This window comes from Geodermatophilus sp. SYSU D01106, from assembly GCF_054049995.1.
On the sequence record NZ_JBJGYM010000001.1, the window covers coordinates 60398 to 85516 of the forward strand.

The window sequence follows — 25119 nt, forward strand, 5'->3', positions numbered from 1 at the left end:
GCAGTCAGGGGGCAGCGCAACAGAGAACCCTACCCCTGCTCGTCAGCGCTGTCCACGTCGGGGGTGGGGGGACCCGCGCCACACTCCCGGGAAGGACAGCACCTCCGCAACACCGGCGGTGGGCCGCGGCACAGATGATGCCAGCCGGACCGCCCCGTTGTCTCCGCCACGCCGCACGGGGCCCGGGCGGCCCGGCGGTCAGCTGGTCGTGAGCAGCGTCAGGTCGCTGATCCGCCAGTCGCCGTCGACCCGGGTCATCGCGACCTGCACGGTCTGCGTGCACGACTGCGCGCCCTCGGGCGTCACGGTGCACTCCGACCCCTCGGGCGGGGCCTGGGTGCCGCTGGTGACCGACTCGACGACGTACTGGCCGAACACCACGACCGTGGCGGAGTCCTGGTCGTCGGAGACCTGCTGCAGGCCGACGTCGAGGACCTCGTAGCGCGTGGTGGCCGACACCTGCTCGTAGGTGTCGAGGATCCCGCCCTGGGAGAGGTCGCGCTCGTACTGGTCGCGCAGGTCACCGGTGAGGACGTCGAGCTTGCGCTCCACGCTGCCCTCGGAGTCCTGGTAGTCGTAGGCGTAGAGCGCCTGCACGTTCTCGCGGGCGGCGCTGAACACCGTGGCGGAGACCGTCGACGGCTCGGCCCGCTGCCAGGCGAGGACGGCGACCGCGGCGGCGGCGAGCACGCACAGCACCGCCAGGACGGCGACGAGGGGCAGCGCCCGGCGCCGGCGGGCCGGGGCGGCCTCGCGGGCGGGCCGGGTGCGCCGGGCGGAGGCGCCGGACCGCGCGGGGCGGCGCCCCTCCCCCGCCGGCGCCTCCGCCGGCGAGGTCGGCGCGGGAGCGACGGCGGCACCGGCCGCGGGACTCCCGGCCTCGGGGCTCTCGGGCGCCGGGCGGGGCTCGTCGCGGTCGCGGCGGCTCCCGGCCACGCGCGGCCGCGGCGACGGACGCGTCGCGGCGCGCGGTCGCGGCGTCGGGCGCGGGCGGTCCTCGGGGGTCTCGGGCACGCCGGTCACCTCCCCTGGATCCCGGACAGCACCCAGCGGCCGTCCTCGCGGACGAGCTCGACCTGGATGCGGTAGCGCAGCACCTGGGCCTGCGGGCTCGCGGTGCTCTGCTGGGTGGACTGGAGGACGAGCAGCACGGTGCCGCTGTCCTCGTCGGCGGCGACGACGCCGGCGCCGACGACCTCGGTCTGCACCACGGCCTGCGCGTCGACGAGCTCCTGCCGCCGGTCCTGCAGCTGGGCGAGGGACTCGTCGCGCAGGTCGCCGGTGGCCACGCGGCGGACCTGCTCGATGTCGTCGTCGATGGTGACCGCGTCGAAGGAGGTCAGGTCGACCACGCCGGAGCGGGCCGCCTGCAGGACCTCGACGTAGGTGTCGGTGCGCACCGGGGAGTCGGTGTCACCGCGGAACAGCGGCAGCGCCAGCCAGACGCCGGCCGCGACCAGCGCGAGCAGCAGGACGGCGAGCACCGGGACGAGCGGCAGCGACGGCCGCCGGCGCCGCGGCGCGGTGTCGTGGACCGACGAGCCCTCGGCCTCGGGGGCGGCGTGGCGGGACCGGCGCCGTGCGCCGCGGCCATCCTCCACCGGGGACGCGACGGTCCCCTGCTCCGAGTCCTGCCCCGTGCGGGTCACCGCGTCCTCCTCTCGTCCTGTACCGGCTCGGTTCCTCTGGGTGACGAGCATGCCTGACCTAGCCCTGGGTCCGTGCGAAGGGGGAGGCGCCGAGCAGCCCGCCGACGACGTCGTCGAGCACCGCGGCGCCCGGTGCGCCGGCGCCGGGCTGCCCCTGCGGGCCGGGCGACCCGACGCCGCCGTCGCGGCCGATGTTCTGCTCGCCGCGGATGTTGGAGCCGCTCTCGTCCACGCCGTCGCCCGGCGAGGGGTCGACGCCGTCGACGACGTCGCAGCCGACCGCGTCGACGTCGACGGTGGCCACCGAGCCCGGCGTCGGCGTCTGCCCGGTGGAGACGTAGCCGCTGGTGCAGGCGCGCGGGTCGTCGCTGCCCAGGACGAAGCCGAAGTGGGCGCGCAGCGTGCCGCCGTCGTTGCGGACGACGCTGAAGCCGCCGCTGACGACGTCGGGGTAGGTGACCAGCAGCTGCTCGACGCCGTCGAGGCGCGGGATCGTCACGCCGTTGAGGACGTCGAGGCCCCGCACCAGCGACCCGAGTCCCGGCCCGGCGTCGTCGACGAGCCGCTGCAGCGCGGCGCCGGCGTCGGGGGCGTCGACCACCAGGCCGCGCAGGTCGGGGTCGATGTCGACGAGGGTGTCGCTGACGGCGCGCAGGTCGGCGGCCCACTGCTCGATCGCCGAGCGGCTCGCGGCCTGCGTCTCCAGCACCGTGCGCCCGTCGGTGATGAGCCGCAGCGTCTCGGGCAGCGACTCCTCGGCGCGGGCGAGCAGCAGGTCGCCGTTGTCGATGAGGCGGGTCAGGTCGTCGCCGGCGCCGGCGAAGGCCCGGCCGAGCTCGTCGACCACCACCCGCAGGTCCTCCGCGTCGAGCGAGGTGACGAGCTCGTCGACGTCCAGCAGCAGCTGCTCGACCGGGAGGGGGATCGCCGTGCGCGACTGCGGGATCACCGCGCCGTCCTCGAGGTACGACCCGTCGGCGGTGGCCGGTCGCAGGTCGAGGTACTGCTCGCCGACGGCGCTGCGGGTGGCCACGACCGCGTCGGTGTCGGCCGGGATCGGGTCGGCGCCGGGCTCGATGGTCATGGTCACGCGGACGCCGTCGTCGGTGAGCTGCATGTCGCTGACCCGGCCGACCGCGACGCCGCGGTGGGTGACCTCGGCGTTGACGAAGATGCCGCCGGAGTCGGCGAAGTCGGCGGAGACGTCGTAGCCGCTGCCCAGCAGCACCCGGTCCAGGCCGACGTAGGTGAAGCCGACGTAGGAGATGCCGAGCAGCGCCACCGTCGCGAAGGCGAGCAGCTGCAGCCTGACCCTGCGGGTGATCACGAGCCGCTCCCGGGCACCGGCGGCAGGCCCACGAGGCCCCCGTCCGCGGGCTGCCCGCCGGGGACGGTGCCGGCCAGGCCGCCGAGGACCGGCGCCGGCGCCGGCGCACCCGGTCCGGCGGGTGCGGCGCCTCCCGCGGCGTTGGACGGCGGGGTGCCGGGCGTGCCGCACTCGGCGCCCACGAGGTCCTGCGGCTCCAGCGTCTCCAGGCCGCCGGTGACCGGGTCGACCACGTAGCGGCAGAGCAGCTCGGACAGGTCCAAGTCCAGGTTCGCGGTCATGTTGGTGAACAGGCCGTACCCGCCGGTGCGGGCGTCGGGCCGGTACTGCAGCGCCGACAGCGAGCTGGCCGGGAAGGGGTAGGTGAGCAGCAGGTCCAGCGACTCGGCGAGGTCGGGCCCGGCCGCGGCGAGCTGGGACAGGATCGGCTGCAGCAGCTGCAGGTCGGCGACCGTGTCCGCCCCGGCCTGCTGGATCACCCGGGTGCCGACGTCGCCGAGGCGGGCCAGGCTGCCGAGCATCGACACGAGCAGGTCGCGCTGCTCGGTGATCACGTCGAGGCCGGGGCCGATGGTGTCCAGCGCGGTCTCGATCGTGCCGGTGCGCGCGGCGAGCGACGCGGTGAGGGCGTCGACGCTGTCCAGCGCCCGGTCGATCTCCTCGCGCTGGTCGTCGAGGCCGGCGATGAACGTGTCGAGCTCGGTGAGGGTCCGCCGGATGGCGTCCTCGCGGCCCTCGAGCGCCACGCCGAGCTCGCGGCTGATGGTCTGCAGCTGCGCGAGCCCGCCGCCGTTGAGGACCAGCGACAGGGCGCCGAGCAGCTCCTCGACCTCGACGTTGCGGTTCGTGCGGTCCAGGCCGATGCGCGCGCCGTCGGCCAGCCGGCCGGCGGGCTCCTCGCCGCCGGGGGCGGCGAGCTCGACGTACTTCTCCCCGAGGAGCGAGGACTGCTGGACCATCGCCACCGCGTTGGCCGGCAGCTCGACGTCGCCGTCGACCTCCACGGTGACCACCGCGGTCCAGTCCTCGCCGAGCGCGATGTCCTCCACCCGCCCGACGGGGACGTCGGCCACCCGGACGCCGGCCTGCGGCACCAGGTCGAGGACGTCGAGGAACTCGATCTGCACGGTGTAGGGGTCCTCGCCGGTGTCGGCGCCGCCGGGCAGGTCGAGGGAGTACGCGCCGCGGAAGCCGCAGCCGGACAGCAGCAGCGCACCGGCGGCCAGCGCGGCCGCCCGGCGGCGGGCGGGGCCGCTCACCGCTGGCCCCCGACCGGCGGCAGGCCGACCAGCGGGGTGCCGCCGGCGGCGGGGGTGGCGGCGGACCGGCCGAACAGGGTGCCGAGCAGCTCCTGCAGGTCGGGCACGCCGTTGCCGTTGAGGTCGTCGAGCTGCCCGTCGTTGCCCGGGTCGCCGGAGAGCAGCCGCACGCAGATCTGCTCGGTGGGCGGCAGCTGCAGGAAGGCGGTCAGGTCGGTCAGCGCCACGCCGCCGAGCTGCAGCCGCCCGGCCTGCGCCAGGAGCTGGCAGACCATGACCTCCGGGTTGGTCGAGCCGAGCGAGTTGTCCCGGGTGTCGAGAGTCCCGTAGTCGGGGTTGTAGGCGTGCGCGATGTTGCCCAGGGCAGCGGGGGCGACGTCGAGCACCTCGGCCAGCGCCTGGCGCTGCTGCACGAGGGTGAGGGTGACGTCGGCGAGCCGGTCGACGTTGGTCGTCAGCAGCGTGGTGTTGGTCTGCACGAAGCTCGCGATCTCCCCGAGCGCCTGCGAGAGCAGGGCGACGGCGGCCGCGAGGTCCTCCCGCTCGCCCTCGAGCTGGGCGGCGACCGCGGCCATGTCGGCGTTGAACTGGCCCACCTGGGCGTCGATGGAGGCCAGGGCCGAGGTGAAGGTCTGCAGGTTCTCCACCGACCCGAACAGGTCGTCGCGGTTCTCCGACAGCGTCCGCACCGCCTGGGAGAAGCCGGTGAGCGTGCGGTCCAGCGCGCCGCCGTTGCCCTCGAGGTTGTCGGCGCCGACGGCGAGCAGGTCCGACAGGGCGCCGTCGGCGTTGGCGCCGGTGGGCCCGAGCGCCGCGGAGAGCTGGTCGAGGGCGCCGTAGACCGCGTCGAGCTCGACCGGGGTGGCGGTGCGCGAGAGGTCGAGCTCCGCGCCGTCCTCCATCGTCGGGCCGCCGTCGTAGACCGGGGAGAACTGCACGTACCGGTCGCTGACCAGCGAGGGCGCGAGGACGACGGCGTCGGCGTCGGCCGGGATGTCGTACTGCTCGTCGACGAGCATGTCGACGCGCACCCGGTCGCCCAGGGGGACGACGGCGGTGATCTCGCCGACGTCGATGCCGAGGACGCGCACGTCGCCGCCCTCGTAGACGCCCACGGCCTGGCCGAAGTAGGCGGTGACCCGCATCTGCCCGGCCGGGCGCAGGACGGTCCAGCCCAGCGCGGCCACCAGGACCGCCGCGGCCGCCAGCGCCACGCCGCGCTGCAGGGTGCCGCTCACCGCCCCTCCCCGCAGGAGACGAGGCCGCCGGGCGCCTGCGCCGCGCCGCCGCACAGCACCGAGCCGACGGCGCCGGGCAGCAGGTTCTCGACGAAGCTGTCGAACCAGCGGCCGTTGCCCAGGGTGTTGGTGAAGACCCGCACGAACGGCGCCAGGTTCGCCACCGTCTCCCCGAGCGCCTGCCGGTTGCGCGACAGGATGTCGGTGACCGTGGCCAGCTGCTGCAGCGCCGGGGTGAGCGCCTCGCGGTTGTCGGCGACCAGGCCGGTCAGCTGCGCGGCGAGCGTCTGGGTGTTCGTGAGGATCGCGTCGATGAGCGCCCGGCGCTCCTGCACCTCGGTGAGCAGGGTGTTCGAGTCGAGGACGAGCCGGGTGAACTCGCCGTCGCGGTCGGCCAGGACGCGGGTGACGTCCTCGGTGGCCGACAGCAGCTCGCGCAGCTGCGCGTCGCGGGAGGCGATGGTGTCCGAGAGCCGGGCCAGGCCGTCGAGGGAGGTGCGCACCTCGTCGGGTGTGTCGGCGAAGGTCTCCGCGAGCACCTCGAAGGAGCCGGCCAGCTGGGCGGTGTCGATCTCCCCGACCGTCGTGGACAGGTCGGCGAAGGCCTCGACGACGTCGTAGGGCGAGGCGGTCCGGGTGAGCGGGATGCGCTCCTCGGGGTCCAGCGGGGACGCCCCGCGCGGCACGAGCGCCAGGTACTTGGCGCCGAGGACCGTCTCGATCCTGATGGCCGCCTCGGAGGCGTCGCCGACGAAGGCGTCGCGGACCCGGAACGCCACGGTGACCGCGCCGTCCTCCAGGGACAGGCTCTCGACCTGCCCGACCTTGACGCCGGCCACCCGGACCGGGTCGTCGGGGCGCAGGCCCGCGGCCTCGGAGAACTGGGCGCGGTAGACGGTGCCGCCGCCGATGAGCGGCAGGTCCTTGGCGTTGAAGGCCAGCAGCACCAGCAGCGCGATGAGGGTGAGGCTGACCGCGCCGATGACCACCGGGTCCCGGTCCCGGAAGGGCGTGCTCGCGCGGCGGGCCATCAGCAGCCCCTCGCGCCGGAGGACAGCCCGCCCGCGGGGACGGTGCTCGGCTCCGCGGACCCGGGCAGGGTCACCGAGCCCGACGCCCCGCACAGGTAGAAGTTGAACCAGGAGCCGTTGACGGCGGTCCGCGTGATCAGGTCGATCTTCGACGGCGCGAGCTGCAGGAACTCCTCCAGGACGTCGCCGGAGTCGGCGAGGTTGCCGGCCAGGCTGCCGAGCTGCTCGACGTCGGCGGCCAGCGGGGCGCGGGCGTCCTCGAGCAGGCCGGCCGTGCTGACCGCCAGCCCGTCGATGGTCTGCAGCGAGTCGAAGATCGCGTCGCGGTCCTGCGCCAGGCCGCTGACGAACTGCTGCAGCGAGACGACGAGCGAGGACAGCTGCTCGTCGCGCGCCGCGACGGTGCCCATGACGGTGGTCAGGTTGTCGATGACGCTGCCGATGACGGCGTCCTCGTCCGCCAGCGACGACGTCAGCGAGGCCACGTGCCCGAGCAGGCTCTCGACGGTGCCACCCTCGCCCTGGAACACCTGGATGACCTCGTAGGACAGCCGGTTGACGTCCTGCGGGGACAGCGCCTGGAACAGCGGCTGGAACCCGCCGAACAGGGTGGTGAGGTCCAGCGCCGGCCGCGTCTGCGCGAGCGGGATGGTGGCGCCCTCCGCGAGGGTGGCCCCGGCCGAGCCCTCCCCCTCGGTGAGCGCCACGTAGCGCTGCCCGACGAGGTTGCGGTAGCGGATGGTGGCCTGCACCGAGGTGGGCAGCGGGACCTCCGCGTCGACCTCGAGGGACACCTCGGCCACCGGGCGCTCGGTCCGGTCGGAGAGCCCGATGCCGGTCACCTGGCCCACCCGGACGCCGGCGATGCGCACCTCGTCGCCCTCGACCAGGCCGGCGACGTCGCTGAACTGGGCGCGGTAGCCGAGGGACTCGCCGTACCCGGCGTTGGTGATGGTGGTGACCAGGACGTAGCTGGCCAGCACGGTGACCAGCGCGAAGACGGCCAGCTTGGTCAGCGGCGCGGCGAGGCCCCTCATCGCAACGCCACCTGGGTCCCGCGCAGCAGCGGCGCCATGGTCGAGGCCGCGAGGTCGGAGACCCGCGCCGGCTCGGTGCCGGTCTGGTACCCGAGGATGCTGCGCACCAGGTCGAGCTCGGCCGTCGACCCGGGCAGCGCGCCGGGCAGCGCGTCCCCGAGGGAGGCGGCGACCGCGTTCGGCTCGCCGGAGCCGGCGGGGACGTCGGCGGGGCCGCGCCCGCCCAGGCACGTGGGGTTGCCGCTGGAGGGGTTGTCGGCCGAGTCGACGCCGTCCTGCGGCGGCGCCGGGCAGTAGTACTCGCCCCGGTCGGCCGCGGCGATGATGGCGTCGATGTCGTCGAGGCCCTGGCAGTCGGGCCCCGACCGGTCGAGGTAGGCCGGCTGGTCGCCGGGCTGGTAGGCGTTGCGCGGCGGCAGCGTCACGACGATGTCCAGGTTCAGAGCGGGGTCGCCGTCGCCGCCGAAGGCCTCGGTGATCATCGGCGTGAACCGGGCGAGCCCGTCGAGCAGGCAGGGGTAGACCGGCGAGTACTCGGCGAAGGTGCCGAGCACCGGCCGGGAGGTGGCGGCCAGCGAGATGAGGCTGCGCTCGTTGGCCTCCAGGAAGCCGGCCGCGGTGGCCGAGGAGCCGCCGACGACGGTGAACGTGCGCCGCAGCTGCTCGGACTGGTCGACCAGCGTCTGCGACGTCACCGCCAGGTCGTCGAGGACCGCGAGCAGGTCGTCGGCGGCCGAGTCGTAGGTGTCGGCGACGTCGGCCAGGCCGCTGATGTCGGCCTGCAGCTCGGGCAGCACGGTGTTCAGCTCGCCGACGTAGCTGCCGACGGCGGCCAGGTTCTCGCCCAGGCGCTCGCCGCGGCCGCGCAGCGCGGAGGCGACGGCACCGAGCGTGTAGCTGAGGTCCTGCGGCTCGACGGCGCGCAGCAGCGGCAGCAGGTCGTCGATCACCCGCTGCAGTTCGACCGCGTTCTCCGTGCGGTCCTGGCCGATCTCCGCGCCGTCGGCCAGCCGCTCCGGGGAGGGCTGGTCGGGCACCACCAGCGACACGTAGCGCTCGCCGAACAGCGTCTTGGGCAGCAGCCGGGCGGTGACGTCGGCGGGGATCTGCTCGAGGAACCGCGGCCGGATGCCCAGCTCGATGGTGGCGCCCTCGGCGCTCGCCTCGACCGAGCGGACCTCGCCCACGATGACGCCACGGACCTTGACGTCGGAGGTCTCCTGCAGCTGGTTGCCCACGGTGTCGGCGCGCAGCACGACGCGGGCGGTGTCGGTGAACGCCTTCTGGTACAGCGCCACGGTCAGGGCCAGCAGCAGCGCCAGGACGACGAGGAACGCCACGCCCTGGAGACGGCGGCGGACGACCGCTCCCCTGCCCCCGGTCACCGGCCGCTCACCCCGCGATCCGGACGGTCGTCGTCGAGCCCCAGATGGCCAGCGACAGGAACAGGTCGATGACCATGACCGCGACGATCGAGAAGCGCACCGCCCGGCCCACCGCGAGGCCGACGCCGGCGGGGCCGCCGCCGGCCCGGTAGCCGTAGTAGCAGTGGCTCAGGATGATCACGACGGCGAACACGAGCACCTTGGCGAAGGACCAGAGCACGTCCTGCGGCGGCAGGAACAGGGTGAAGTAGTGGTCGTAGGTGCCGGCCGACTGCGCGTAGGCCTGCGTGGTGATGGTCCGTGTGGCGAAGTAGCTGCTCAGCAGGCCGATGACGTAGAGCGGGACGACCGCGACGAAGCCGGCGACGATGCGGGTGGTCACCAGGAACGGCAGCGAGGGCACGCCCATGACCTCGAGGGCGTCGATCTCCTCGTTGATCCGCATGGCGCCGATCTGGGCGGTGAACCCGCAGCCGACGGTCGCCGACAGGGCGAGCCCCGCGACCAGCGGCGCGATCTCGCGGGTGTTGAAGTACGCGGAGAGGAAGCCGGTGAACGCCGAGGTGCCCAGCTGGTCGAGGGCCGCGTAGCCCTGCAGCCCGACCTCGGTGCCGGTGAAGAACGACAGGAAGGCGATGACGCCGACCGTGCCGCCGATGACGGCGAGCGCGCCGGTGCCGAAGGTGACCTCCGCGAGCAACCGGAGCGTCTCGCGCTTGTAGCGGCGCAGGGTGCGCGGCGTCCAGCCCAGCGCCCGGCCGTAGAAGGACAGCTGGTCGCCGAGGTCCTCGAGGGTGTCCATCGGCCGGCCGTACACGCGGCGGACCAGCCGGCGTGCGCCGACGCGGACCCGGTCGACCGGGGAGAGGAGTGCCACGGGGTCACTGCCCCTTCGGCGGGACGAGCTGGAAGTAGATCGCCGTCATCACGAAGTTCACCGCGAACAGCAGCAGGAAGGTGATGACGACGGACTGGTTGACCGCGTCGCCGACGCCCTTGGGCCCACCCCCGGCGCGCAGCCCCTTGTAGGAGGCGACGATCCCGGCGATGAGGCCGAAGACCAGGGCCTTGAGCTCCCCGGACCAGAAGTCCTCGACCTGGGCGAGCGCGCCGAACGACGCCAGGTAGGCGCCCGGGGTGCCGCCCTGCAGGACGACGTTGAAGAAGTAGCCGCCCGCGACGCCGACGACGCTGACCAGGCCGTTGAGCAGCGTGGCGACCACCATCGCGGCGAGCACCCGCGGGACGACGAGGCGCTGGATCGGGTTGATCCCGAGCACCTCCATGGCGTCGATCTCGTCGCGGATCTTGCGGGCGCCGAGGTCCGCGCAGATGGCCGAGCCGCCGGCCCCGGCGATGAGCAGCGCGGTGACGATCGGGCTGGCCTCGCGCAGCACCGCGAGCACCGACGCCGAGCCGGTGAACGACTGGGCGCCGAGCTGGCGGGTCAGCGACCCGAGCTGCAGGGCGATGACCGCGCCGAACGGGATGGCGACCAGCGCCGTCGGCAGGATCGTCACGCTGGCGACGAACCAGGTCTGCTGGACGAACTCCCGCAGCTGGAACGGCCGCCTGGGCACCGCCCGGACGGTGTCGAGGGCGAAGGCGAAGAGGTCCCCGCTCGCGCGCAGCGGCCGCGTCGGGGACAGCTTCCCGTCGAGCAGCCCCGGCACCTCGGGCTTCCCGGGAGCCGTCACCGGCCGTCCCGGGGCCCGGGCAGGACGCCGATGGCCTGCGTGCCCTCGGCGGCCCAGTGCCGCCCGCCCGCGGGAGGTGTGAGGACGCCCGCGTCGGCCTGGGCGAGCAGGTCGGCGGGCAGGCTGGCGCGGATGGCGTCGGCGGTGGCCGGGTCGAACTCGTGCAGCATCCGCGCGACGCGCTCCTGGCGGCGGCGCTGGGCCCGGCGCTCGGGCAGGCCCGGGGACGGGTCGAGCTGCGGCGGGACGGCGTCGCCGCCGACGGCGCCCTTGGGCCCGACGCCGTTGTGCCGGTCCCCGCCGCGCGCCTGCAGGGCGGCCATCTCGGCCTCGACCTGGGCGACGTCCTTCTCCTCGCTCATGCCGATCGGGCCCTCGCGGCGGCCGTTGAGGAACTGCTGGACGACCGGCTCCTGCGAGGTCAGCAGCTGCTCGCGCGGGCCGAACATGGCCAGGTGCTTGCGGTAGAGCAGGCCGAGGTTGTCCGGCACGGTGCGGGCGGTGCCGATGTCGTGCGTGACGATGAGGAAGGTGGCGTCGATCTGCGCGTTCAGGTCGACGATCAGCTGGTTGAGGTAGGCGACGCGGACCGGGTCGAGGCCGGAGTCCGGCTCGTCGAACAGGATGATCTCCGGGTCGAGCACCAGCGCGCGGGCGAGGCCGGCGCGCTTGCGCATGCCGCCGGAGATCTCGCCGGGCAGCTTCCGCTCGGCGCCCTGCAGGCCGACCATGTCCATCTTCTCGAGGACGATGCGGCGCACCTCGGCCTCGGTCTTGCGGGTGTGCTCGCGCAGCGGGAAGGCGATGTTGTCGAACAGGTCCATCGAGCCGAACAGCGCGCCGTCCTGGAAGAGGACGCCGAAGAGCTTGCGCACGTCGTAGAGCCGGGACTCGCTGCACCGGACGATGTCGGTGTCGCTGATGACGATCGAGCCGCGCTCGGGCTTGAGCAGGCCGACCAGGGACTTGAGGAAGACCGACTTGCCGGTGCCGGACGGGCCGAGCAGCACCGAGATCTCCCCCGGCGGCAGCGTCAGCGTGACGTCGCTCCAGATGTTCTGGCTGCCGAAGGACTTGGTCAGCCCCTCGACCTCGACGGCGACGCCCACCACGACCCCCTCGTCCGGCTCCGTCGCCGGTCGCACCCCGGTGTGCGTCCGGCTCTACTGACGGGTAACGAGGACGCCTCCGGGAGGTTACGGAGATCACTCGCCTCGCGTGACACGGATCGCTGTCGCATCACCCGGAGACGCGACAGGGGCCGCCCTCCCGGAGGAGGACGGCCCCTGTGTGGTGCGGGGTGGTGCAGGTCCCCGGCTCAGGCCGGGGACGGCGTCACTTGACGGTGACGGTGGCGCCGGCGCCCTCGAGGGCGGCCTTGGCCTTCTCGGCAGCGTCCTTGGCGACCTTCTCCAGGACCGGCTTCGGCGCGCCGTCGACCAGGTCCTTGGCCTCCTTGAGGCCGAGCGAGGTCAGGCCGCGCACCTCCTTGATGACCTGGATCTTCTTGTCACCGGCGCTCTCGAGGATGACGTCGAACTCGTCCTGCTCCTCGGCGGCGGGGGCGCCACCGTCGCCGGCACCACCGGCGGCCGGGGCGGCCGCGACGGCGACCGGAGCAGCGGCGGTGACCTCGAAGGTCTCCTCGAACTGCTTCACGAAGTCGGACAGCTCGAGCAGCGTCATCTCCTTGAACGCGTCGAGCAGCTCCGTGGTGGACAGCTTGGCCATGATCTCTCCTTGGGGGTCAGTCGGTGCCGGCCGCGGCGTCGGCGGCGTCGGCGGAGTCGGTGGTGGTGTCGGCAGCAGCGGTGTCGGCGGCCGGAGCGTCGCCCTCGGCGGGCTTCTTCTCCTGCAGCGCGGCGGCCAGGCGGGCGACCTGCGACAGCGGGGCCTGGAACAGGCCGGCGGCCTTGGTCAGGTTGCCCTTCATCGCGCCGGCCAGCTTGGCCAGGAGCACCTCGCGGGGCTCGACGTCGGCCAGAGCGGTGACCTCGGCGGGCGTGACCGTGCGGCCCTCGACCACGCCGCCCTTGACGACGAGCAGCGGGTTGGCGCGCGCGAAGTCACGGATGGCCTTGGCGGCCTCGACGACGTCGCCCTCGATGAAGGCGATCGCGGTCGGGCCGTTCAGCAGCGGGCCCAGGTCGGTGTGCCCGACCGAGTCCGCCGCCCGCTTCGTCAGGGTGTTCTTGACGACGGCGTAGCTGCTGCCCGCACCGAGGGAACGGCGCAGCTGGGTCAGCTGCGCCACGGTCAGCCCGCGGTACTCGGTGAGCACGGCCGCACTGGAGTTCTGGAACCGCTGGGTGATCTCGTCGATCACCACGGCCTTCGCCTGCGTGGGCATGGGCCTCCTCTCGTCTGTCGGGCGACCGCTCGTGCGTCGTGCGGGAGCGGGCGATCGGGCCCGGAGACGAGGAACGCCCCGGCGCAGGGCGCACGGGGCGAGGGGCGGGCGCGCGCGGCGCCGCCGATCGGACCGTCCTCCTGCGCGGGCCGCCCGGGGATCCGGGACCTTCGATCGCACGCGGACGTGCGACGACCAGCGGTCATGGGTGAACGACGACGAGCATACGCGATCCCGCGGCGGAGGCGGCGGCCGGTCAGGGGTGGTGGAGGCGGCGGCCGGTCCGGGAGACGACGGAGGCCCCGCCGCGCGGGTGCGCGGCGGGGCCTCCGGGGCCTGCGACTAGGCGGTGGGCTCGTCCACCGTCAGGTTGCGGGTGCGGTTCGGGTCGACCGGGATGCCCGGGCCCATCGTCGTGGAGATGGTGACCTTCTTGACGTACCGGCCCTTGGCGGCGGCCGGCTTCGCGCGCAGCACCTCGTCGAGGGCGGCGGCGTAGTTCTCGACGAGCTTGGTCTCGTCGAAGGAGGTCTTGCCGATCACCAGGTGCAGGTTGGCCTGCTTGTCGACGCGGAAGTTGATCTTCCCGCCCTTGATGTCGTTGACGGCCTTGGTGACGTCGGGGGTCACGGTGCCGGTCTTCGGGTTCGGCATCAGGCCGCGGGGGCCGAGGATGCGGGCGATCCGGCCGACCTTGGCCATCTGGTCGGGGGTGGCGATCGCCGCGTCGAAGTCCAGGAAGCCGCCCTGGATCCGCTCGATGAGGTCGTCGCTGCCCACGACGTCGGCGCCGGCGGCCTCGGCCTCGGCGGCGCGGTCACCGGTCGCGAAGACGATGACGCGGGCGGTCTTGCCGGTGCCGTGCGGCAGGTTGACGGTGCCGCGGACCATCTGGTCGGCCTTGCGCGGGTCGACGCCCAGGCGCATGGCCACCTCGACGGTGGCGTCGTACGCGGTCGGCGAGGTCTGCTTCGCCAGGCCGGCCGCCTGCAGCGGGCTGTAGAGGTTCTCGCGGTCGACCTTCGCCGCTGCCTCGCGGTACTTCTTGCCGTGCTTCGCCATGGTGGTTCCTCTCCCCCGCCGCGCGGGCGGGGATCTCGTGGTGTGCGGGCCTGGCGGGGCCCTCCCACTGGTGACGTGCTGGTGCGGCCCGGTGGGCCGCCGGTGCCGTCGGGGGCGTCAGCCCTGGACGGTGATGCCCATCGACCGGGCGGTGCCGGCGATGATCTTCTCGGCCTCGTCGAGCGAGTTGGCGTTGAGGTCGGCCATCTTGGTCTGGGCGATCTCGCGGACCTGGTCACGCGTGACGGTGGCGACCTTGGTCTTGTGCGGCTCGCCCGAGCCCTTCTCGACACCGGCGGCCTTGAGCAGCATGCGCGCGGCCGGCGGGGTCTTGGTGATGAAGGTGAACGAGCGGTCCTCGAAGACCGAGATCTCGACCGGGACGACGTCGCCGCGCTGCGACTCGGTCGCGGCGTTGTACGCCTTGCAGAACTCCATGATGTTGACGCCGTGCTGGCCGAGCGCCGGACCGACGGGCGGCGCGGGGGTGGCCGCACCGGCCTTGATCTGGAGCTTGATGACCGCGGTCAACCGCTTCCTGGGGGGCATGACTTCCTTCTCCGTGACGGGGTGGGACGGCCGCGTCGCAGGGTCCCGCCGTCGATTCTACGAGCGGCGGGGGGCGACCCGGTCCGTCGTCAGATCTTGGCGACCTGGGTGAACGACAGCTCGACCGGCGTCTCCCGGCCGAAGATCGAGACCAGCACCTGCAGCTTCTGCTGCTCGGCGTTGATCTCGTTGATGGTGGCCGGGAGGGTGGCGAACGGGCCGTCCATGACGGTGACCGACTCGCCGACCTCGAAGTCGACGACGGCGACCGGCGACGCGGCCGCGGCGGCCGGCGAGGCCGCCTCGGCGGTCTTCGCCGCCTGTGGCGGGGCGTCGGGGACGAGCAGGTTCACGACCTCGTCGATCGACAGCGGCGAGGGCCGCGAGGTGGCGCCGACGAAACCGGTGACGCCGGGGGTGTTGCGCACCGCGCCCCAGGACTCGTCGTTGAGGTCCATGCGGACGAGCAGGTAGCCGGGGAGCTTCTTCCGGTTGACCTGGGTGCGCTTGCCGTTCTTGATCTCGGTGACCTCCTCGGTGGGCACCTCGATCTGGAAGATGTAGTCCTCCATGTCCAGCGACTGGATGCGGGACTCGAGGTTGGTCTTCACCTTGTTCTCGTAGCCCGCGTAGGAGTGGATGACGTACCAGTCGCCGAACTGCGTGCGCAGGGTCCGCTTGAGCGTCTCCCGGGGGTCCTCGTCCTCCGCCTCGGCCTCGGCGAGCGCCTCGGTCACGATCGGGTCGTGGTCGGGCGCCGGGGCCGCGAGCGGGTCGCCGACGAGGGCGTCGCGCCCGCCGCCCTCGACCGCCGGGGTGACGTCGGCGACGCCGGTGGCGGTGTCCTGATCGGCGGTGTCGCCCGAGCCCTCGGCGGCACCCACCTCGTCGGCGCCGGTCTCGACGTCGACGCTGCCGCGCACGTCCATGCGGGCGTCGTCGAGGTCGATGTCCTCGACGTCGCTGTCGGTGTCGAACGGCTCGCGGGGGTCGGTCACGGCTTCTCTTCCTTCTCGGGTGGCGGGCGGGCGCAGGGGGCGGTCAGCCGAAGACGGCGAGCACGCCCTGCGCGAAGAGGACGTCCAGGCCCGCGACCAGCGCGACCATGAAGGCCACGAAGAGGATCACGACGGTCGTGTAGGTGATCAGCTCCCGGCGGCCCGGCCAGATGACCTTGCGGAGCTCGGCGACGACCTCGCGGAGGAACCGGCGCAGGTTGCGGCGCTGGCGGACCTCGTCGGCCCGGGCGCGCTGGGCGGCGGCGCGGGAGCGGGTGGCGCCGCCCTCCTCGGAGCGGCCGGCGGGGCGGCTCGCGGCGCGCTCGCGGGCGGGACGGCGGGTGCGCGGCGCGGCCGGCTCGTCGTCCTCGTCGTCGTCGCCGGCGGTGATCCGGCCACCGCGGCGGCGTGCCGGGGCGGGGACGACCTTGTCCTCCTCGGCCTGCGCCTCGGCGGCGACCTCGTCCTCGGCGGCCTCGAGCTCGGCGGCGTCCTCGACGCCCGGGGCCTCACGGTCGAGCTGCTCGTCGGTCAGCTCGGCGTCGGAGGCGGAGCGGGGGTCCTCCCCGCGGCCCGGCTTCTCGTCGCTCACTGCGCCTCGCTCGCGTCGTGGTGGTGGCCGCTGTCGTCGGGCCGTCTGCCGTCGTGCCCCCGGGGCCGCGCGGGCCCCGGGCCGGCACCGGCCGCGCCGGCGCTGCCGGGACACGGGGCGGTGCCGGGTCGTGCTCGTCGCCGGCGCACACCGGCGGCACGGGCAGGGGTGACAGGACTTGAACCTGCAGCCTGCGGTTTTGGAGACCGCTGCTCTGCCAGTTGAGCTACACCCCTAGTGCCCGGGACCGAGGTCCCGAGCGAGCCCCGGGACGGCCGCTCCGCCGGTCCGGCGCCGTCCCAGGAGATGCTCCGGGGCACGCCGGTGGCGGGGTCGATCGCCCCAGGGTTGCCAGTGTACGGGACCGTGCCCGGCGCCCGTGACTCCGCTCCGGAGCGTGCCCCGGACGGGGTGCGCGCGGCCGGCTCCCGCCCCCGGGACCGCGACCCGGCCTGCGGCGACCCGGAACGGGGCAACCCGGACGGCGGTGCTCCTGACACGATGGGGCCCATGACCGCCGTCTCCCCGTCGGAGCCCGCCGCCCAGTCCCCCGCCCGGTCGCGCGTCTCGCGCCGCGTCGCCGCCATCGCCGAGTCCGCGACGCTCGCGGTCGACGCGAAGGCGAAGGCGCTCAAGGCGGCCGGCAAGCCGGTGATCGGCTTCGGCGCCGGGGAGCCGGACTTCCCGACGCCGGACTACGTCGTCGAGGCCGCGGTCGCCGCGTGCCGCCAGCCGGCCATGCACCGCTACACCCCCGCGGGCGGCCTGCCGGTGCTCAAGGAGGCGATCGTCGCCAAGACCGCCCGCGACTCGGGGCTGGCGCTCACCCCCGCGCAGGTGCTGGTGACCAACGGCGGCAAGCAGGCCGTGTACGAGGCCTTCGCCGCGATGCTCGACCCGGGCGACGAGGTGCTCGTGCCGGCGCCGTACTGGACCACCTACCCGGAGGCGATCCGGCTGGCCGGCGGCGTCCCGGTGCCGGTGGTGGCCGACGAGGAGAGCGGCTACCTGGTGTCGGTCGCGCAGCTCGAGGCGGCCCGCACCGAGCGCACGAAGGTGCTGCTGTTCGTGTCGCCGTCCAACCCCACCGGCGCGGTCTACCCGCCCGACCAGGTGGAGGCCATCGGCCGCTGGGCGGCCGAGACCGGCCTGTGGGTGCTCACCGACGAGATCTACGAGCACCTCACCTACGGCGGGGCCACCGCGCCGTCGATGCCGGTGCTCGTGCCCGAGCTGGCCGACCGCTGCGTCGTCGTCAACGGGGTCGCCAAGACCTACGCGATGACCGGCTGGCGGGTGGGCTGGATCGCCGGGCCGGCCGACGTCGTCAAGGCCGCGACCAACCTGCAGTCGCACGCGACGTCGAACGTCGCCAACGTGTCGCAGGCCGCGGCGGTGGCCGCGCTGACCGGCGACCTGTCGGCGGTCGACGAGATGCGCACCGCCTTCGACCGGCGCCGCAAGACCATCGTGTCGATGCTGCGGGAGATCCCCGGCGTCGCCTGCCCCGAGCCGCAGGGCGCCTTCTACGTCTACCCCTCGGTCAAGGCGCTGCTCGGCCGGCCGATCAACGGGCGCACGGCGTCCTCGAGCGCGGAGTTCGCCGAGATCGTGCTGGAGGAGGCCGAGGTCGCCGTCGTCCCCGGGGAGGCGTTCGGCACCCCGGGCTACGTGCGGATGTCCTACGCGCTGGGCGACGACGACCTCGCCGAGGGCGTCGGCCGGCTGCAGCGGCTGCTCGGCCCGGCCGGCTAGTCCGGGCGGTCGCCCTCGTCGAGGGCACCGGCCGCCACGAGCACGTCGAGGGCGGCCGGCAGGTCGGCGAGGGCGGCCGCGACGTCGTCCGGTGTGGCGATCGTCCAGGCGTTGACCTGCACGTAGCAGCGCAGCGCGGCGTCGAACGGGCCCTCGCCGGCCGCCTGCCGCGCGGCGAGCAGGGCGGCGCCGCCCTTGCCGTAGACGGCGTCGAAGTACTCCTCCGTGCCCGCGAACTCGTCCATCGCGCCGCCGACGTCGCCCGGGGCGGCCAGGGCGCGGTCGAGGGACTCCTGCGACACCTGGCCGTCGACCCGCTCGGCGTAGGTGGCGAACGCCTCGTCGAGCCACGGGTCGCGGAACTGCGAGTCGCCGACCATCCCGTAGAACCACATGTGCGCGACCTCGTGCTCGAGCACCGACCGGTCGGCGCCGGCCATGAGGATCGAGCTCGGGTACTCGATGCCGCCGCCCTCGGCCGGCAGGAGCGGCACGGTGAGCGTGTCGTAGGGGAAGGCGCCGAGGCGGTCGGCGAGGTCGGTGACGGCCTCGCTGGTCCAGTCGGCGAGCTCGCCCGGGCCCACGTCGGCGCCGTCGAGCACGCCGGTGGTGATCTCGACCCCGCCGGGCGAGGTGAGCGTGGCCGTGCGGAACGGGCCGGCGGCGACGCTGACGTCGCGGGCGACCGGCTCCCGCGAGGTCCAGGTGCGCCGGCCGTCGTCGGGCGCCGAGGGCTCCTCCTGCGCGCCGGTCATCAGCACGGTGAGGTCCTCGGGCGCGTCGACGGTGACCGTGGTGTCGGCGACCGGGCTGCTCGCGGTCTCGCCCAGGACGTCGACGAACGGGTCGCGCGCCCAGCCGGCGCCGGGCTCCCACGCCAGCAGGGGGAAGCCGCTGGCCCACCAGGCGGTGCCGTCGGCCGTGCCGAGGCGCTGGAGGCCGTCACCCCCGCCGAGCGACAGGGTGAAGTCCAGCTCGACCTCGGTCGGGTCGCCCGCGGCGAGCTCGTCGTCGAGCTGCAGCACGTACAGCCCGCCCGGCGACCGCGCGCCGGCGTCCTCGTAGCCGCCCTCGCGGACGTCGTCGCCGCGCACGTCGTCGACGGTCAGCCGGCTGCCGAGCTCGGTACCGCCGGGGCCGTTGGGCACCAGCCGGAACACCATCTCGTCGGTGTCCTCGTCGGGGGTGAAGACGACGGTCTCGGTGCCGGTGACGGTGCGCAGGTCCTCCGACAGCCGGAAGGACAGGTCGACGACGGGCCGGTCGGGGTCGGGCTCGGCGCGCGGGGCGGGGCATGACGCGTCGCCGTCGCCGCTGCCGTCCCCGTCGTCGGTGGGCGCCGGATCCGACGGCGCGGCGGCCGACGGGGCGTCCTCCGCGGCGACGGTCTCGCTGAAGGAGGTGCAGCCGGAGACGAGCAGGACCGCGGCGGCCAGGGCCGCGCGCCGCAGGGTCATGCCAGGGCGACGGTGGCGCGGGCCAGCGAGAGGACCTTCTCGCCGCCGCTGGTGACCGTGAGGTCGACGCGGACCCGGCCGCCGTCGAGGACCGCCCCGACCTTCCCGCGGACGGTGACCTCGGCGCCGGTGTCGTCGTCGGGCACGACGACGGGGCGGCTGAAGCGCACCTGGTACTCGACCAGCGCGCCGGGGTCGCCGGCCCAGTCGGTGACGGCCCGGGCGGCCAGGCCCATGGTCAGCATCCCGTGGGCGATGACGCCGGGCAGGCCGACGCCGGTGGCGATCCGGTCGCTCCAGTGGATGGGGTTGAGGTCGCCGGACGCGCCGGCGTAGCGGACCAGGTCGGCGCGGGTGACGCGGTGGACCTGCTCGGGCAGCTCGGTGCCGACGGCGACGTCGGCGGCCGCCGGACGGGCGCTCACGCCGTCCCCCGGGCGACGAGGAGGGAGGTGGCGGTGCAGACGGCCTCGCCGTCCTCGGTGGCGACGTCGACCCGGGTGGTGAGCATGTCGTTGCCGGCGACGCTGCGCACGGCCTCGATCGTGGTGGTGCTGACCAGCCGGTCGCCGGCCCGGATCGGGCGGGTGTGGGTGAAGCGCTGCTCGCCGTGCACGACGCGGCTGTAGTCGAGGGCCACGTCGGGGTCGGCGATGACGACGTCGGCGGCGCCCATGGTGACCACGATGGCGAAGGTCGGCGGGGCGATCACGTCGGGGTGCCCGAGCGCCCGGGCCGCCTCGGCGTCGGTGTGCGCCGGGTCGGTGGCGCCGACCGCGGCGGCGAACTCGGCGATCTTCGCGCGGCCGACCTCGTAGACGGCGGAGGGCGGGTAGCTGCGCCCGACCAGTCCTGCGTCCAGCGCCACTCCCGCCCTCCCTGCTCCGTCCGGGACCTGCGTCAGCGGGTCTCGCGGTGGACGGTGTGCCGCTTGTCCTTGGGGCAGTACTTCTTCAGCTCGAGCCGGTCGGGGTCGTTCCGCCGGTTCTTGCGGGTGATGTAGTTGCGGTTCTTGCACTCCTGGCAGGCCAGGGTGATCTTCGGACGGACGTCGGTGGCTGCCATGGAGGCTCTCCTCGCCTTGTCTGGACCGGCCCGCCACGGGCCGGTGTGCCGCGGCGGCGGGTGCCGACACGGCGACGGACCCCGGAGGTCCGGGGTCCGTCTGGAGTAGCGGTGACCGGACTTGAACCGGTGACACAGCGATTATGAGCCGCTTGCTCTACCAGGCTGAGCTACACCGCCGGGATGACCGTGCGGCCCGGTCTGGCGACTGGACCGGCTGGTCGGAGCCCCTTTACGGAATCGAACCGTAGACCTTCTCCTTACCATGGAGACGCTCTGCCGACTGAGCTAAAGGGGCGTGCTCTGGGAGCCGTCGAGAACGATACACGACACCTCCGGGGCCTCCCGGCAGGGGTCGCCGGGGCTCCTCAGGCGCGGACGAACAGCCGGCGGTGCTGGGCGCCGGGCGCGGCCGAGCGCACGCCGGTGCGGGCCAGCAGCCAGCTCTCCAGCCGCTCGTCGGGCAGCGGCCGGCTGACCAGGAAGCCCTGCAGCTTGTCGCAGCCCATCTCGGTGAGGAGCTTGCGGGTGAGCTCGTCCTCGACGCCCTCGGCCACCACGCGCAGGCCCAGGTTGTGCGCCAGCTCGATGATCGAGCGGGCGATGAACGACTCCCCCTGGCTGGTGGACATCCCCAGCACGAAGGACTTGTCGATCTTCACCTCGTCGATCGGCAGCTGCCGCAGCTGGGACAGCGACGAGTAGCCGGTGCCGAAGTCGTCCATCGACAGCCGCAGGCCCAGCGCGTGCAGCTCGGCGAGGACGGTGCTCGAGCGCACGGAGTCGTCGACGACGCTGCCCTCGGTCAGCTCGAGGATGAGCAGCTCGCCGGGGACGCCGTGCAGCCGCAGCGCACGCTGGACGCGCTCGACGAGGTCGGGCTCGGACAGGCAGCGCGCCGAGAGGTTCACCGCGACCGACAGAGCGATGTCCTGGTCGAGCCACCGGCGGCAGCGGGCCAGGGCGAGGTCCAGCACGTGGTCGGTGAGGTCGCCGATCCGGCCGATCTGCTCGGCGAGGTGGATGAAGTCGTCGGGCGGGATGGCGCCGAAGCGCGGGTGCGCCCAGCGCACCAGCGTCTCCACCGAGACGATGTCGGAGGTCCGGGCGTCGATGATCGGCTGGAAGACGACGCTGATCTGACCGTCGGCCATCGCCTGCTCGAGCTCGGTGCCCAGCTGCAGGCGGCGCAGGCTCTGCTGGTCGAGGACCTGGTGGTAGCTGGCCACACCGGGACCGTCCGCGGCCGCGAGCAGCGCGACGTCGGCCCGCTGCATGAGCATCCCCGAGTCGGTGCCGTGCACCGGCGCGGCGGCCACGCCGATGGTCAGCGTGACCTCCAGGTCCAGCCCGGCGACGCGGGCGCGGGTGGAGGTGGCCTCGCGCAGCCGGCGGGCGGCCCGCTCGGCGGCGTCCAGGGACAGGCCCGGGAGGAGGACGGCGAACTGCTCGCCCTCCATGCGGGCCACGAGGGCGTCCGGCGGGGCGTGCTCGCGGAGCAGGCCGGCGGTGACCAGGAGCAGCTCGTCGGCGGCGGCGTGGCCGAGGGTGTCGACGATCTCGGTGAGGTTGTCCAGGCTGGCCAGCACCAGGCCCGCGCGGGCGCCGACCGGGTCGGCGGCGAGCAGCGTGTCGATCTCGACGGCGAGGCGCTGGCGGTTGGGCAGGCCGGTGAGCCGGTCGTGGTCGGCGTCGTAGCGGATCTGGGTGAGCAGCTGCTGGGCCCGGATGGCCGCGTTGACGTGGGTGAGCATCGAGTCCAGCGCCGCGCGGTCACCCTCGGAGAAGGAGATGACGTCGCTGCGCCGGTCGCAGACCTCGAGGTAGCCGGGCTCGCCGGCGGCAGTGGCGACCGGGGCACCGAGCACCTCCTGCGCGCCGCGGCGGGCGAGGGCGGCCGTCTCGGCGGCCGAGGCCCGGCCGGCGAGGACGAGCACCGGGCCGTCGGAGCCGGGCTCCAGCGCGCGGCGGCGCACCAGGTCGTCGGGGTCCCCCGGGCCGTCGTACCAGCCGGCGCCGCCGTCGGCCGCGACCACCAGCCGGGGCGCCTCGTCGAGGTAGGGCGGGAGCCACAGCGCGACCTTGTCGGCGTTGAGCAGCTCCTTGACCGCCATGGCGATCTCGAGCGACCCGTCCTCGCGCCCGGACACCGCCTCGATCCGCCGGGCGAAGTCGTAGATGCGCTCGAGTCCCTGGCCGGCCCGGGACACCTGGGCGAAGCGGCGGAAGAGGGCGATGACCGCCGCAGCGGCAGGGGCGATGAGGACGGCCGCCCAGCCGGTGAGGGTGCTGAGGAGGATGGCCACCAGCCCGACGGACACTGCGAAGGGCGCCACCACGCCGATGGGGAGCAGCAGCTCCTTCCAGAGCCGACGACTGGGGTTGCCGCCGCTGAGACGGATGGCGGCGAAGACCAGCGGCGTCCCCACGAGGTTGGCGACCATCACCGCGACGAGCAGGCACAGCCAGCTGACCGGGTCGGCGAGCGCTCCGAACGGGAGCACCCGGAGGACCGTGACGGCCGCAGCGACCTCGACGACCGAGACCGCGAGGTTGTAGACGACCTTGGCCCAGGAGTAGCGCTGCCAGGCCATGCTCGCGCCCAGTCCCAGGACACGGGCGACCGCGGCCCAGACGCCGCCGACCTCGATGAGGGCGATGGTCAGCGCGAACTCGCTCACCGACCACGCCCACGTCTGACGCCGGAACTCGACGTGCAGCGACACCATGTCCGTGACGAAGAAGGCCACGACCACGACCAGGAAGGGCACGAGCCGGAACTCGGTCGGGGCACCGGGGAAGGCCAGGACGCCGACGACGACCGCCAGGATGACACCGGCAGTGGCGATGACGCCCAGGGGTAGCGGCGTGCCGACGCGACGGGGCGTGACACGCGCGCGACTCGCCAAGGTCACCCAGTCTGTGAGAGGAGGTACGGGGCGCCGAGGCTAACAGCGCCGACGCCCCTCCCCTAGATGACCCGACCCCTCAGAGGGAGGGGGCGCGCCGGTCTCTGTGAGGACCGGCGCGGCCCGGCAGATCAGCCGTGGGTCAGGCCCACTTGGAACCGCGCGCCCACTTGGAACCGCGCGCCCACTTGGAACCGCGTGCCCACTTCGAACCCCGTGCCCACTTCGAACCGCGCTCGTTCATGACGCCTCCTCAGGCATGAAAGACAGCACTCAGACGTGCGGCTGTCACCCAGGCGCGGGGGCAGAGCGTCGTTCGTGTACGGACCGCGCCCGAGACACTCATGCCCTCACCCGGGCGAGGCAAGCACGGAGGATCACGGACGGGTGACGGCCCGTTATGTCGTCACTGACAGTCCAGATTGATCATCGGAGCGTCACCGAAACGGGTGAACGGTGTGTCGCGTGGGACGGACGGCCCTGGGGACGGGCAGCCTGCGGGAGGCTGGACGGCCCTACGCTCCGCGCCGTGCCGGCGAGGACGGACCCCGACGAGCTCGATGTCGAGCGGGGCTCGGCGCTGCCCTTCGTCCTGGTCTGCTGGCTGGTGGCGGCGGTCATGGCCCTCGGCGCGATCGCGGCGTCGGACGCCTTCCTCGAGCATCGCGACGTCCAGGCGGTCTGCGACGGCGCGGCGCTGGCCGCGGCCAACCGCGCCGACGAGGGCCGCGTCTACGCCGCCGGCGTCGGCGAGGCGCTGCCGCTGACCACCGAGACGGCCCGGGCGGCCGTCGCCGACCACCTCGCCGACGGTGGGACGGCCCTCGACTCCTGGTCGGCCGAGACCGACGGCACGGAGGTCACCGTCCGCTGCGGCCGCTCGGTGCAGATCGCCTTCGGCTGGCTCTTCCTCGGCGGCCGGCCGCTGGAGGTCGCGACCGTCGCGGGCGCCCGCGCACCGGCTCTCTGAGCACCGCCGCTCCGAGCACCGGTCCCGGACACGACAGCGGCCCCCGACCTGCTGGTCGGGGGCCGCTGCGCGTGGGTGTGGCGGGTGAAGGATTCGAACCTTCGTAGGCTAAGCCGACGGATTTACAGTCCGCTCCCATTGGCCACTCGGGCAACCCGCCGTGGTGCCACGGGAGAAGAGTACAAGACGGGCCGACGCCGGCCCGACGGGTCCCGCCCGGGCCACCCCCGCGCGGGAGGGAGGAGCAGACATGGCCGACTCGTCGTTCGACGTCGTCAGCAAGGTCGACCGCCAGGAGATCGACAACGCGCTCAACCAGGCGGGCAAGGAGCTCTCCCAGCGCTTCGACTTCCGCGGCACCAACGCGCGCATCGCCTGGGCCGGTGAGGACGGCGTCCTCCTGGAGGCCGACACCGAGGAGCGGGTGACCGCCGCGCTGGACGTCTTCAAGGACAAGCTGATCAAGCGGGGGATCTCGCTCAAGGCGCTCGACGCCGGCGAGCCCGCGGCCTCGGGCAAGGCCTACAAGCTCTCGGCGCGCATCAAGCAGGGCATCGAGTCCGACACCGCGAAGAAGATCGCCAAGATCATCCGCGACGAGGGCCCGAAGGGCGTGCAGGCGCAGATCCAGGGCGACCAGCTGCGGGTCAGCGGCAAGAAGCGCGACGACCTGCAGGCCGTGCAGCAGCTGCTGCGGGGCAAGGACCTCGACGTCGCCCTGCAGTTCGACAACTACCGCTGAGGGTCCGCCGTCCGGCACGGATCAGGGGGTGACCAGGGTCCTCCCGG

The 25119-nt window shown here is 73.9% G+C and carries 25 protein-coding genes and 4 tRNA genes; 3 read left to right on the forward strand and 26 right to left on the reverse strand.

Going from position 1 to position 25119, the window contains the following annotated elements:
• Positions 1–198: 198 nt before the first annotated feature.
• From ACI78R_RS00365 to ACI78R_RS00450, 18 genes are all read right to left on the reverse strand, one after another.
• Complete coding sequence (locus ACI78R_RS00365; RefSeq protein WP_457039279.1) at positions 199–1014, reverse strand: hypothetical protein; 816 nt, start codon at positions 1012–1014, stop codon at positions 199–201.
• Between the two features lie 5 nt (positions 1015–1019).
• Positions 1020–1649, reverse strand: a complete 630-nt coding sequence (locus ACI78R_RS00370; RefSeq protein ID WP_457039280.1) for a hypothetical protein — start codon at positions 1647–1649, stop codon at positions 1020–1022.
• Between the two features lie 58 nt (positions 1650–1707).
• Entirely contained in the window at positions 1708–2976 is a 1269-nt protein-coding gene (locus tag ACI78R_RS00375; RefSeq protein WP_457039281.1) for an MCE family protein, read from the reverse strand.
• Positions 2973–4235, reverse strand: a complete 1263-nt coding sequence (locus tag ACI78R_RS00380; RefSeq protein WP_457039282.1) for an MCE family protein — start codon at positions 4233–4235, stop codon at positions 2973–2975. Before ACI78R_RS00380 ends, ACI78R_RS00375 begins: the two co-directional genes overlap by 4 nt.
• Positions 4232–5473, reverse strand: coding sequence for an MCE family protein (locus tag ACI78R_RS00385; protein ID WP_457039283.1), 1242 nt, complete (start codon positions 5471–5473; stop codon positions 4232–4234). The genes ACI78R_RS00380 and ACI78R_RS00385 overlap by 4 nt, the downstream gene beginning before the upstream one ends.
• Positions 5470–6504, reverse strand: coding sequence for an MCE family protein (locus ACI78R_RS00390; protein WP_457039284.1), 1035 nt, complete (start codon positions 6502–6504; stop codon positions 5470–5472). Before ACI78R_RS00390 ends, ACI78R_RS00385 begins: the two co-directional genes overlap by 4 nt.
• Positions 6504–7541 (reverse strand): MCE family protein, encoded by a 1038-nt coding sequence (locus ACI78R_RS00395; RefSeq protein ID WP_457039285.1) that lies wholly within the window; start codon positions 7539–7541, stop codon positions 6504–6506. Before ACI78R_RS00395 ends, ACI78R_RS00390 begins: the two co-directional genes overlap by 1 nt.
• Complete coding sequence (locus ACI78R_RS00400) at positions 7538–8926, reverse strand: MCE family protein (RefSeq protein WP_457039286.1); 1389 nt, start codon at positions 8924–8926, stop codon at positions 7538–7540. The genes ACI78R_RS00395 and ACI78R_RS00400 overlap by 4 nt, the downstream gene beginning before the upstream one ends.
• Before the next feature lie 7 nt (positions 8927–8933).
• Positions 8934–9803, reverse strand: a complete 870-nt coding sequence (locus tag ACI78R_RS00405; protein WP_457039287.1) for an MlaE family ABC transporter permease — start codon at positions 9801–9803, stop codon at positions 8934–8936.
• A 4-nt stretch (positions 9804–9807) separates the two neighbouring features.
• Positions 9808–10623: an MlaE family ABC transporter permease gene (locus ACI78R_RS00410; RefSeq protein WP_457039288.1), complete on the reverse strand. Its 816-nt coding sequence runs from the start codon at positions 10621–10623 to the stop codon at positions 9808–9810.
• The gene (locus ACI78R_RS00415; protein ID WP_457039289.1) at positions 10620–11735 is read right to left on the reverse strand and encodes an ABC transporter ATP-binding protein; all 1116 of its coding nucleotides are present in this window, start codon (positions 11733–11735) and stop codon (positions 10620–10622) included. Before ACI78R_RS00415 ends, ACI78R_RS00410 begins: the two co-directional genes overlap by 4 nt.
• Before the next feature lie 223 nt (positions 11736–11958).
• Positions 11959–12354 carry a 50S ribosomal protein L7/L12 gene (gene rplL / locus ACI78R_RS00420; RefSeq protein WP_073421315.1) on the reverse strand — a complete coding sequence of 132 codons (396 nt, stop codon included), beginning with the start codon at positions 12352–12354 and terminating at the stop codon, positions 11959–11961.
• 16 nt (positions 12355–12370) lie between these two features.
• Complete coding sequence (rplJ, locus tag ACI78R_RS00425) at positions 12371–12973, reverse strand: 50S ribosomal protein L10 (RefSeq protein ID WP_073421313.1); 603 nt, start codon at positions 12971–12973, stop codon at positions 12371–12373.
• Between the two features lie 342 nt (positions 12974–13315).
• Positions 13316–14035: a 50S ribosomal protein L1 gene (gene rplA, locus ACI78R_RS00430; protein ID WP_073421311.1), complete on the reverse strand. Its 720-nt coding sequence runs from the start codon at positions 14033–14035 to the stop codon at positions 13316–13318.
• Positions 14036–14152: 117 nt separating this feature from the next.
• Complete coding sequence (rplK, locus tag ACI78R_RS00435) at positions 14153–14584, reverse strand: 50S ribosomal protein L11 (RefSeq protein WP_073421309.1); 432 nt, start codon at positions 14582–14584, stop codon at positions 14153–14155.
• Between the two features lie 89 nt (positions 14585–14673).
• Positions 14674–15582 carry a transcription termination/antitermination protein NusG gene (nusG, locus tag ACI78R_RS00440; protein ID WP_457039290.1) on the reverse strand — a complete coding sequence of 303 codons (909 nt, stop codon included), beginning with the start codon at positions 15580–15582 and terminating at the stop codon, positions 14674–14676.
• 43 nt (positions 15583–15625) lie between these two features.
• Entirely contained in the window at positions 15626–16174 is a 549-nt protein-coding gene (gene secE, locus ACI78R_RS00445; protein WP_073421307.1) for a preprotein translocase subunit SecE, read from the reverse strand.
• Positions 16175–16337: 163 nt separating this feature from the next.
• Positions 16338–16410, reverse strand: a tRNA-Trp gene (locus ACI78R_RS00450).
• Positions 16411–16684: 274 nt separating this feature from the next.
• On the opposite strand from ACI78R_RS00450, the gene ACI78R_RS00455 reads away from it, so the two are divergent.
• Positions 16685–17929 carry a pyridoxal phosphate-dependent aminotransferase gene (locus ACI78R_RS00455; protein WP_336028222.1) on the forward strand — a complete coding sequence of 415 codons (1245 nt, stop codon included), beginning with the start codon at positions 16685–16687 and terminating at the stop codon, positions 17927–17929.
• On the opposite strand, the gene ACI78R_RS00460 is transcribed toward ACI78R_RS00455, so the two are convergent.
• The 7 genes from ACI78R_RS00460 to ACI78R_RS00490 form a co-directional block, all read right to left on the reverse strand.
• Positions 17926–19386, reverse strand: coding sequence for a M1 family aminopeptidase (locus ACI78R_RS00460; protein WP_457039291.1), 1461 nt, complete (start codon positions 19384–19386; stop codon positions 17926–17928). The two genes, ACI78R_RS00455 and ACI78R_RS00460, sit on opposite strands and share 4 nt — an antisense overlap.
• On the reverse strand, positions 19383–19811 hold the full coding sequence (locus ACI78R_RS00465; protein ID WP_457039292.1) for a MaoC family dehydratase: 429 nt from the start codon (positions 19809–19811) through the stop codon (positions 19383–19385). Before ACI78R_RS00465 ends, ACI78R_RS00460 begins: the two co-directional genes overlap by 4 nt.
• Complete coding sequence (locus ACI78R_RS00470; protein WP_457039293.1) at positions 19808–20254, reverse strand: FAS1-like dehydratase domain-containing protein; 447 nt, start codon at positions 20252–20254, stop codon at positions 19808–19810. The genes ACI78R_RS00465 and ACI78R_RS00470 overlap by 4 nt, the downstream gene beginning before the upstream one ends.
• 32 nt (positions 20255–20286) lie before the next feature.
• On the reverse strand, positions 20287–20451 hold the full coding sequence (gene rpmG, locus ACI78R_RS00475) for a 50S ribosomal protein L33 (protein WP_073421301.1): 165 nt from the start codon (positions 20449–20451) through the stop codon (positions 20287–20289).
• A gap of 106 nt (positions 20452–20557) precedes the next feature.
• Positions 20558–20631, reverse strand: a tRNA-Met gene (locus tag ACI78R_RS00480).
• A 45-nt stretch (positions 20632–20676) separates the two neighbouring features.
• Positions 20677–20749 (reverse strand) — tRNA-Thr (locus ACI78R_RS00485).
• A 70-nt stretch (positions 20750–20819) separates the two neighbouring features.
• Positions 20820–23360 (reverse strand): putative bifunctional diguanylate cyclase/phosphodiesterase, encoded by a 2541-nt coding sequence (locus ACI78R_RS00490; protein WP_457039294.1) that lies wholly within the window; start codon positions 23358–23360, stop codon positions 20820–20822.
• 529 nt (positions 23361–23889) lie between these two features.
• On the opposite strand from ACI78R_RS00490, the gene ACI78R_RS00495 reads away from it, so the two are divergent.
• Positions 23890–24330 carry a pilus assembly protein TadG-related protein gene (locus ACI78R_RS00495; protein ID WP_457039295.1) on the forward strand — a complete coding sequence of 147 codons (441 nt, stop codon included), beginning with the start codon at positions 23890–23892 and terminating at the stop codon, positions 24328–24330.
• 78 nt (positions 24331–24408) lie between these two features.
• On the opposite strand, the gene ACI78R_RS00500 is transcribed toward ACI78R_RS00495, so the two are convergent.
• Positions 24409–24490 (reverse strand) — tRNA-Tyr (locus ACI78R_RS00500).
• Between the two features lie 90 nt (positions 24491–24580).
• On the opposite strand from ACI78R_RS00500, the gene ACI78R_RS00505 reads away from it, so the two are divergent.
• Positions 24581–25072 carry a YajQ family cyclic di-GMP-binding protein gene (locus ACI78R_RS00505; RefSeq protein ID WP_073421299.1) on the forward strand — a complete coding sequence of 164 codons (492 nt, stop codon included), beginning with the start codon at positions 24581–24583 and terminating at the stop codon, positions 25070–25072.
• Positions 25073–25119: the final 47 nt, after the last annotated feature.

Bases quoted from the DNA above. Each gene is read 5' to 3' on its own strand.
- rplJ (WP_073421313.1), bottom strand. From the start codon at position 12,973: ATGCCCACGCAGGCGAAGGCCGTGGTGATCGACGAGATCACCCAGCGG.
- rplL (WP_073421315.1), bottom strand. From the start codon at position 12,354: ATGGCCAAGCTGTCCACCACGGAGCTGCTCGACGCGTTCAAGGAGATG.
- ACI78R_RS00505 (WP_073421299.1), top strand. From the start codon at position 24,581: ATGGCCGACTCGTCGTTCGACGTCGTCAGCAAGGTCGACCGCCAGGAG.
- rplK (WP_073421309.1), bottom strand. From the start codon at position 14,584: ATGCCCCCCAGGAAGCGGTTGACCGCGGTCATCAAGCTCCAGATCAAG.
- ACI78R_RS00395 (WP_457039285.1), bottom strand. From the start codon at position 7,541: ATGAGGGGCCTCGCCGCGCCGCTGACCAAGCTGGCCGTCTTCGCGCTG.
- rplA (WP_073421311.1), bottom strand. From the start codon at position 14,035: ATGGCGAAGCACGGCAAGAAGTACCGCGAGGCAGCGGCGAAGGTCGAC.
- rpmG (WP_073421301.1), bottom strand. From the start codon at position 20,451: ATGGCAGCCACCGACGTCCGTCCGAAGATCACCCTGGCCTGCCAGGAG.
- ACI78R_RS00460 (WP_457039291.1), bottom strand. From the start codon at position 19,386: ATGACCCTGCGGCGCGCGGCCCTGGCCGCCGCGGTCCTGCTCGTCTCC.
- ACI78R_RS00390 (WP_457039284.1), bottom strand. From the start codon at position 6,504: ATGGCCCGCCGCGCGAGCACGCCCTTCCGGGACCGGGACCCGGTGGTC.
- ACI78R_RS00455 (WP_336028222.1), top strand. From the start codon at position 16,685: ATGACCGCCGTCTCCCCGTCGGAGCCCGCCGCCCAGTCCCCCGCCCGG.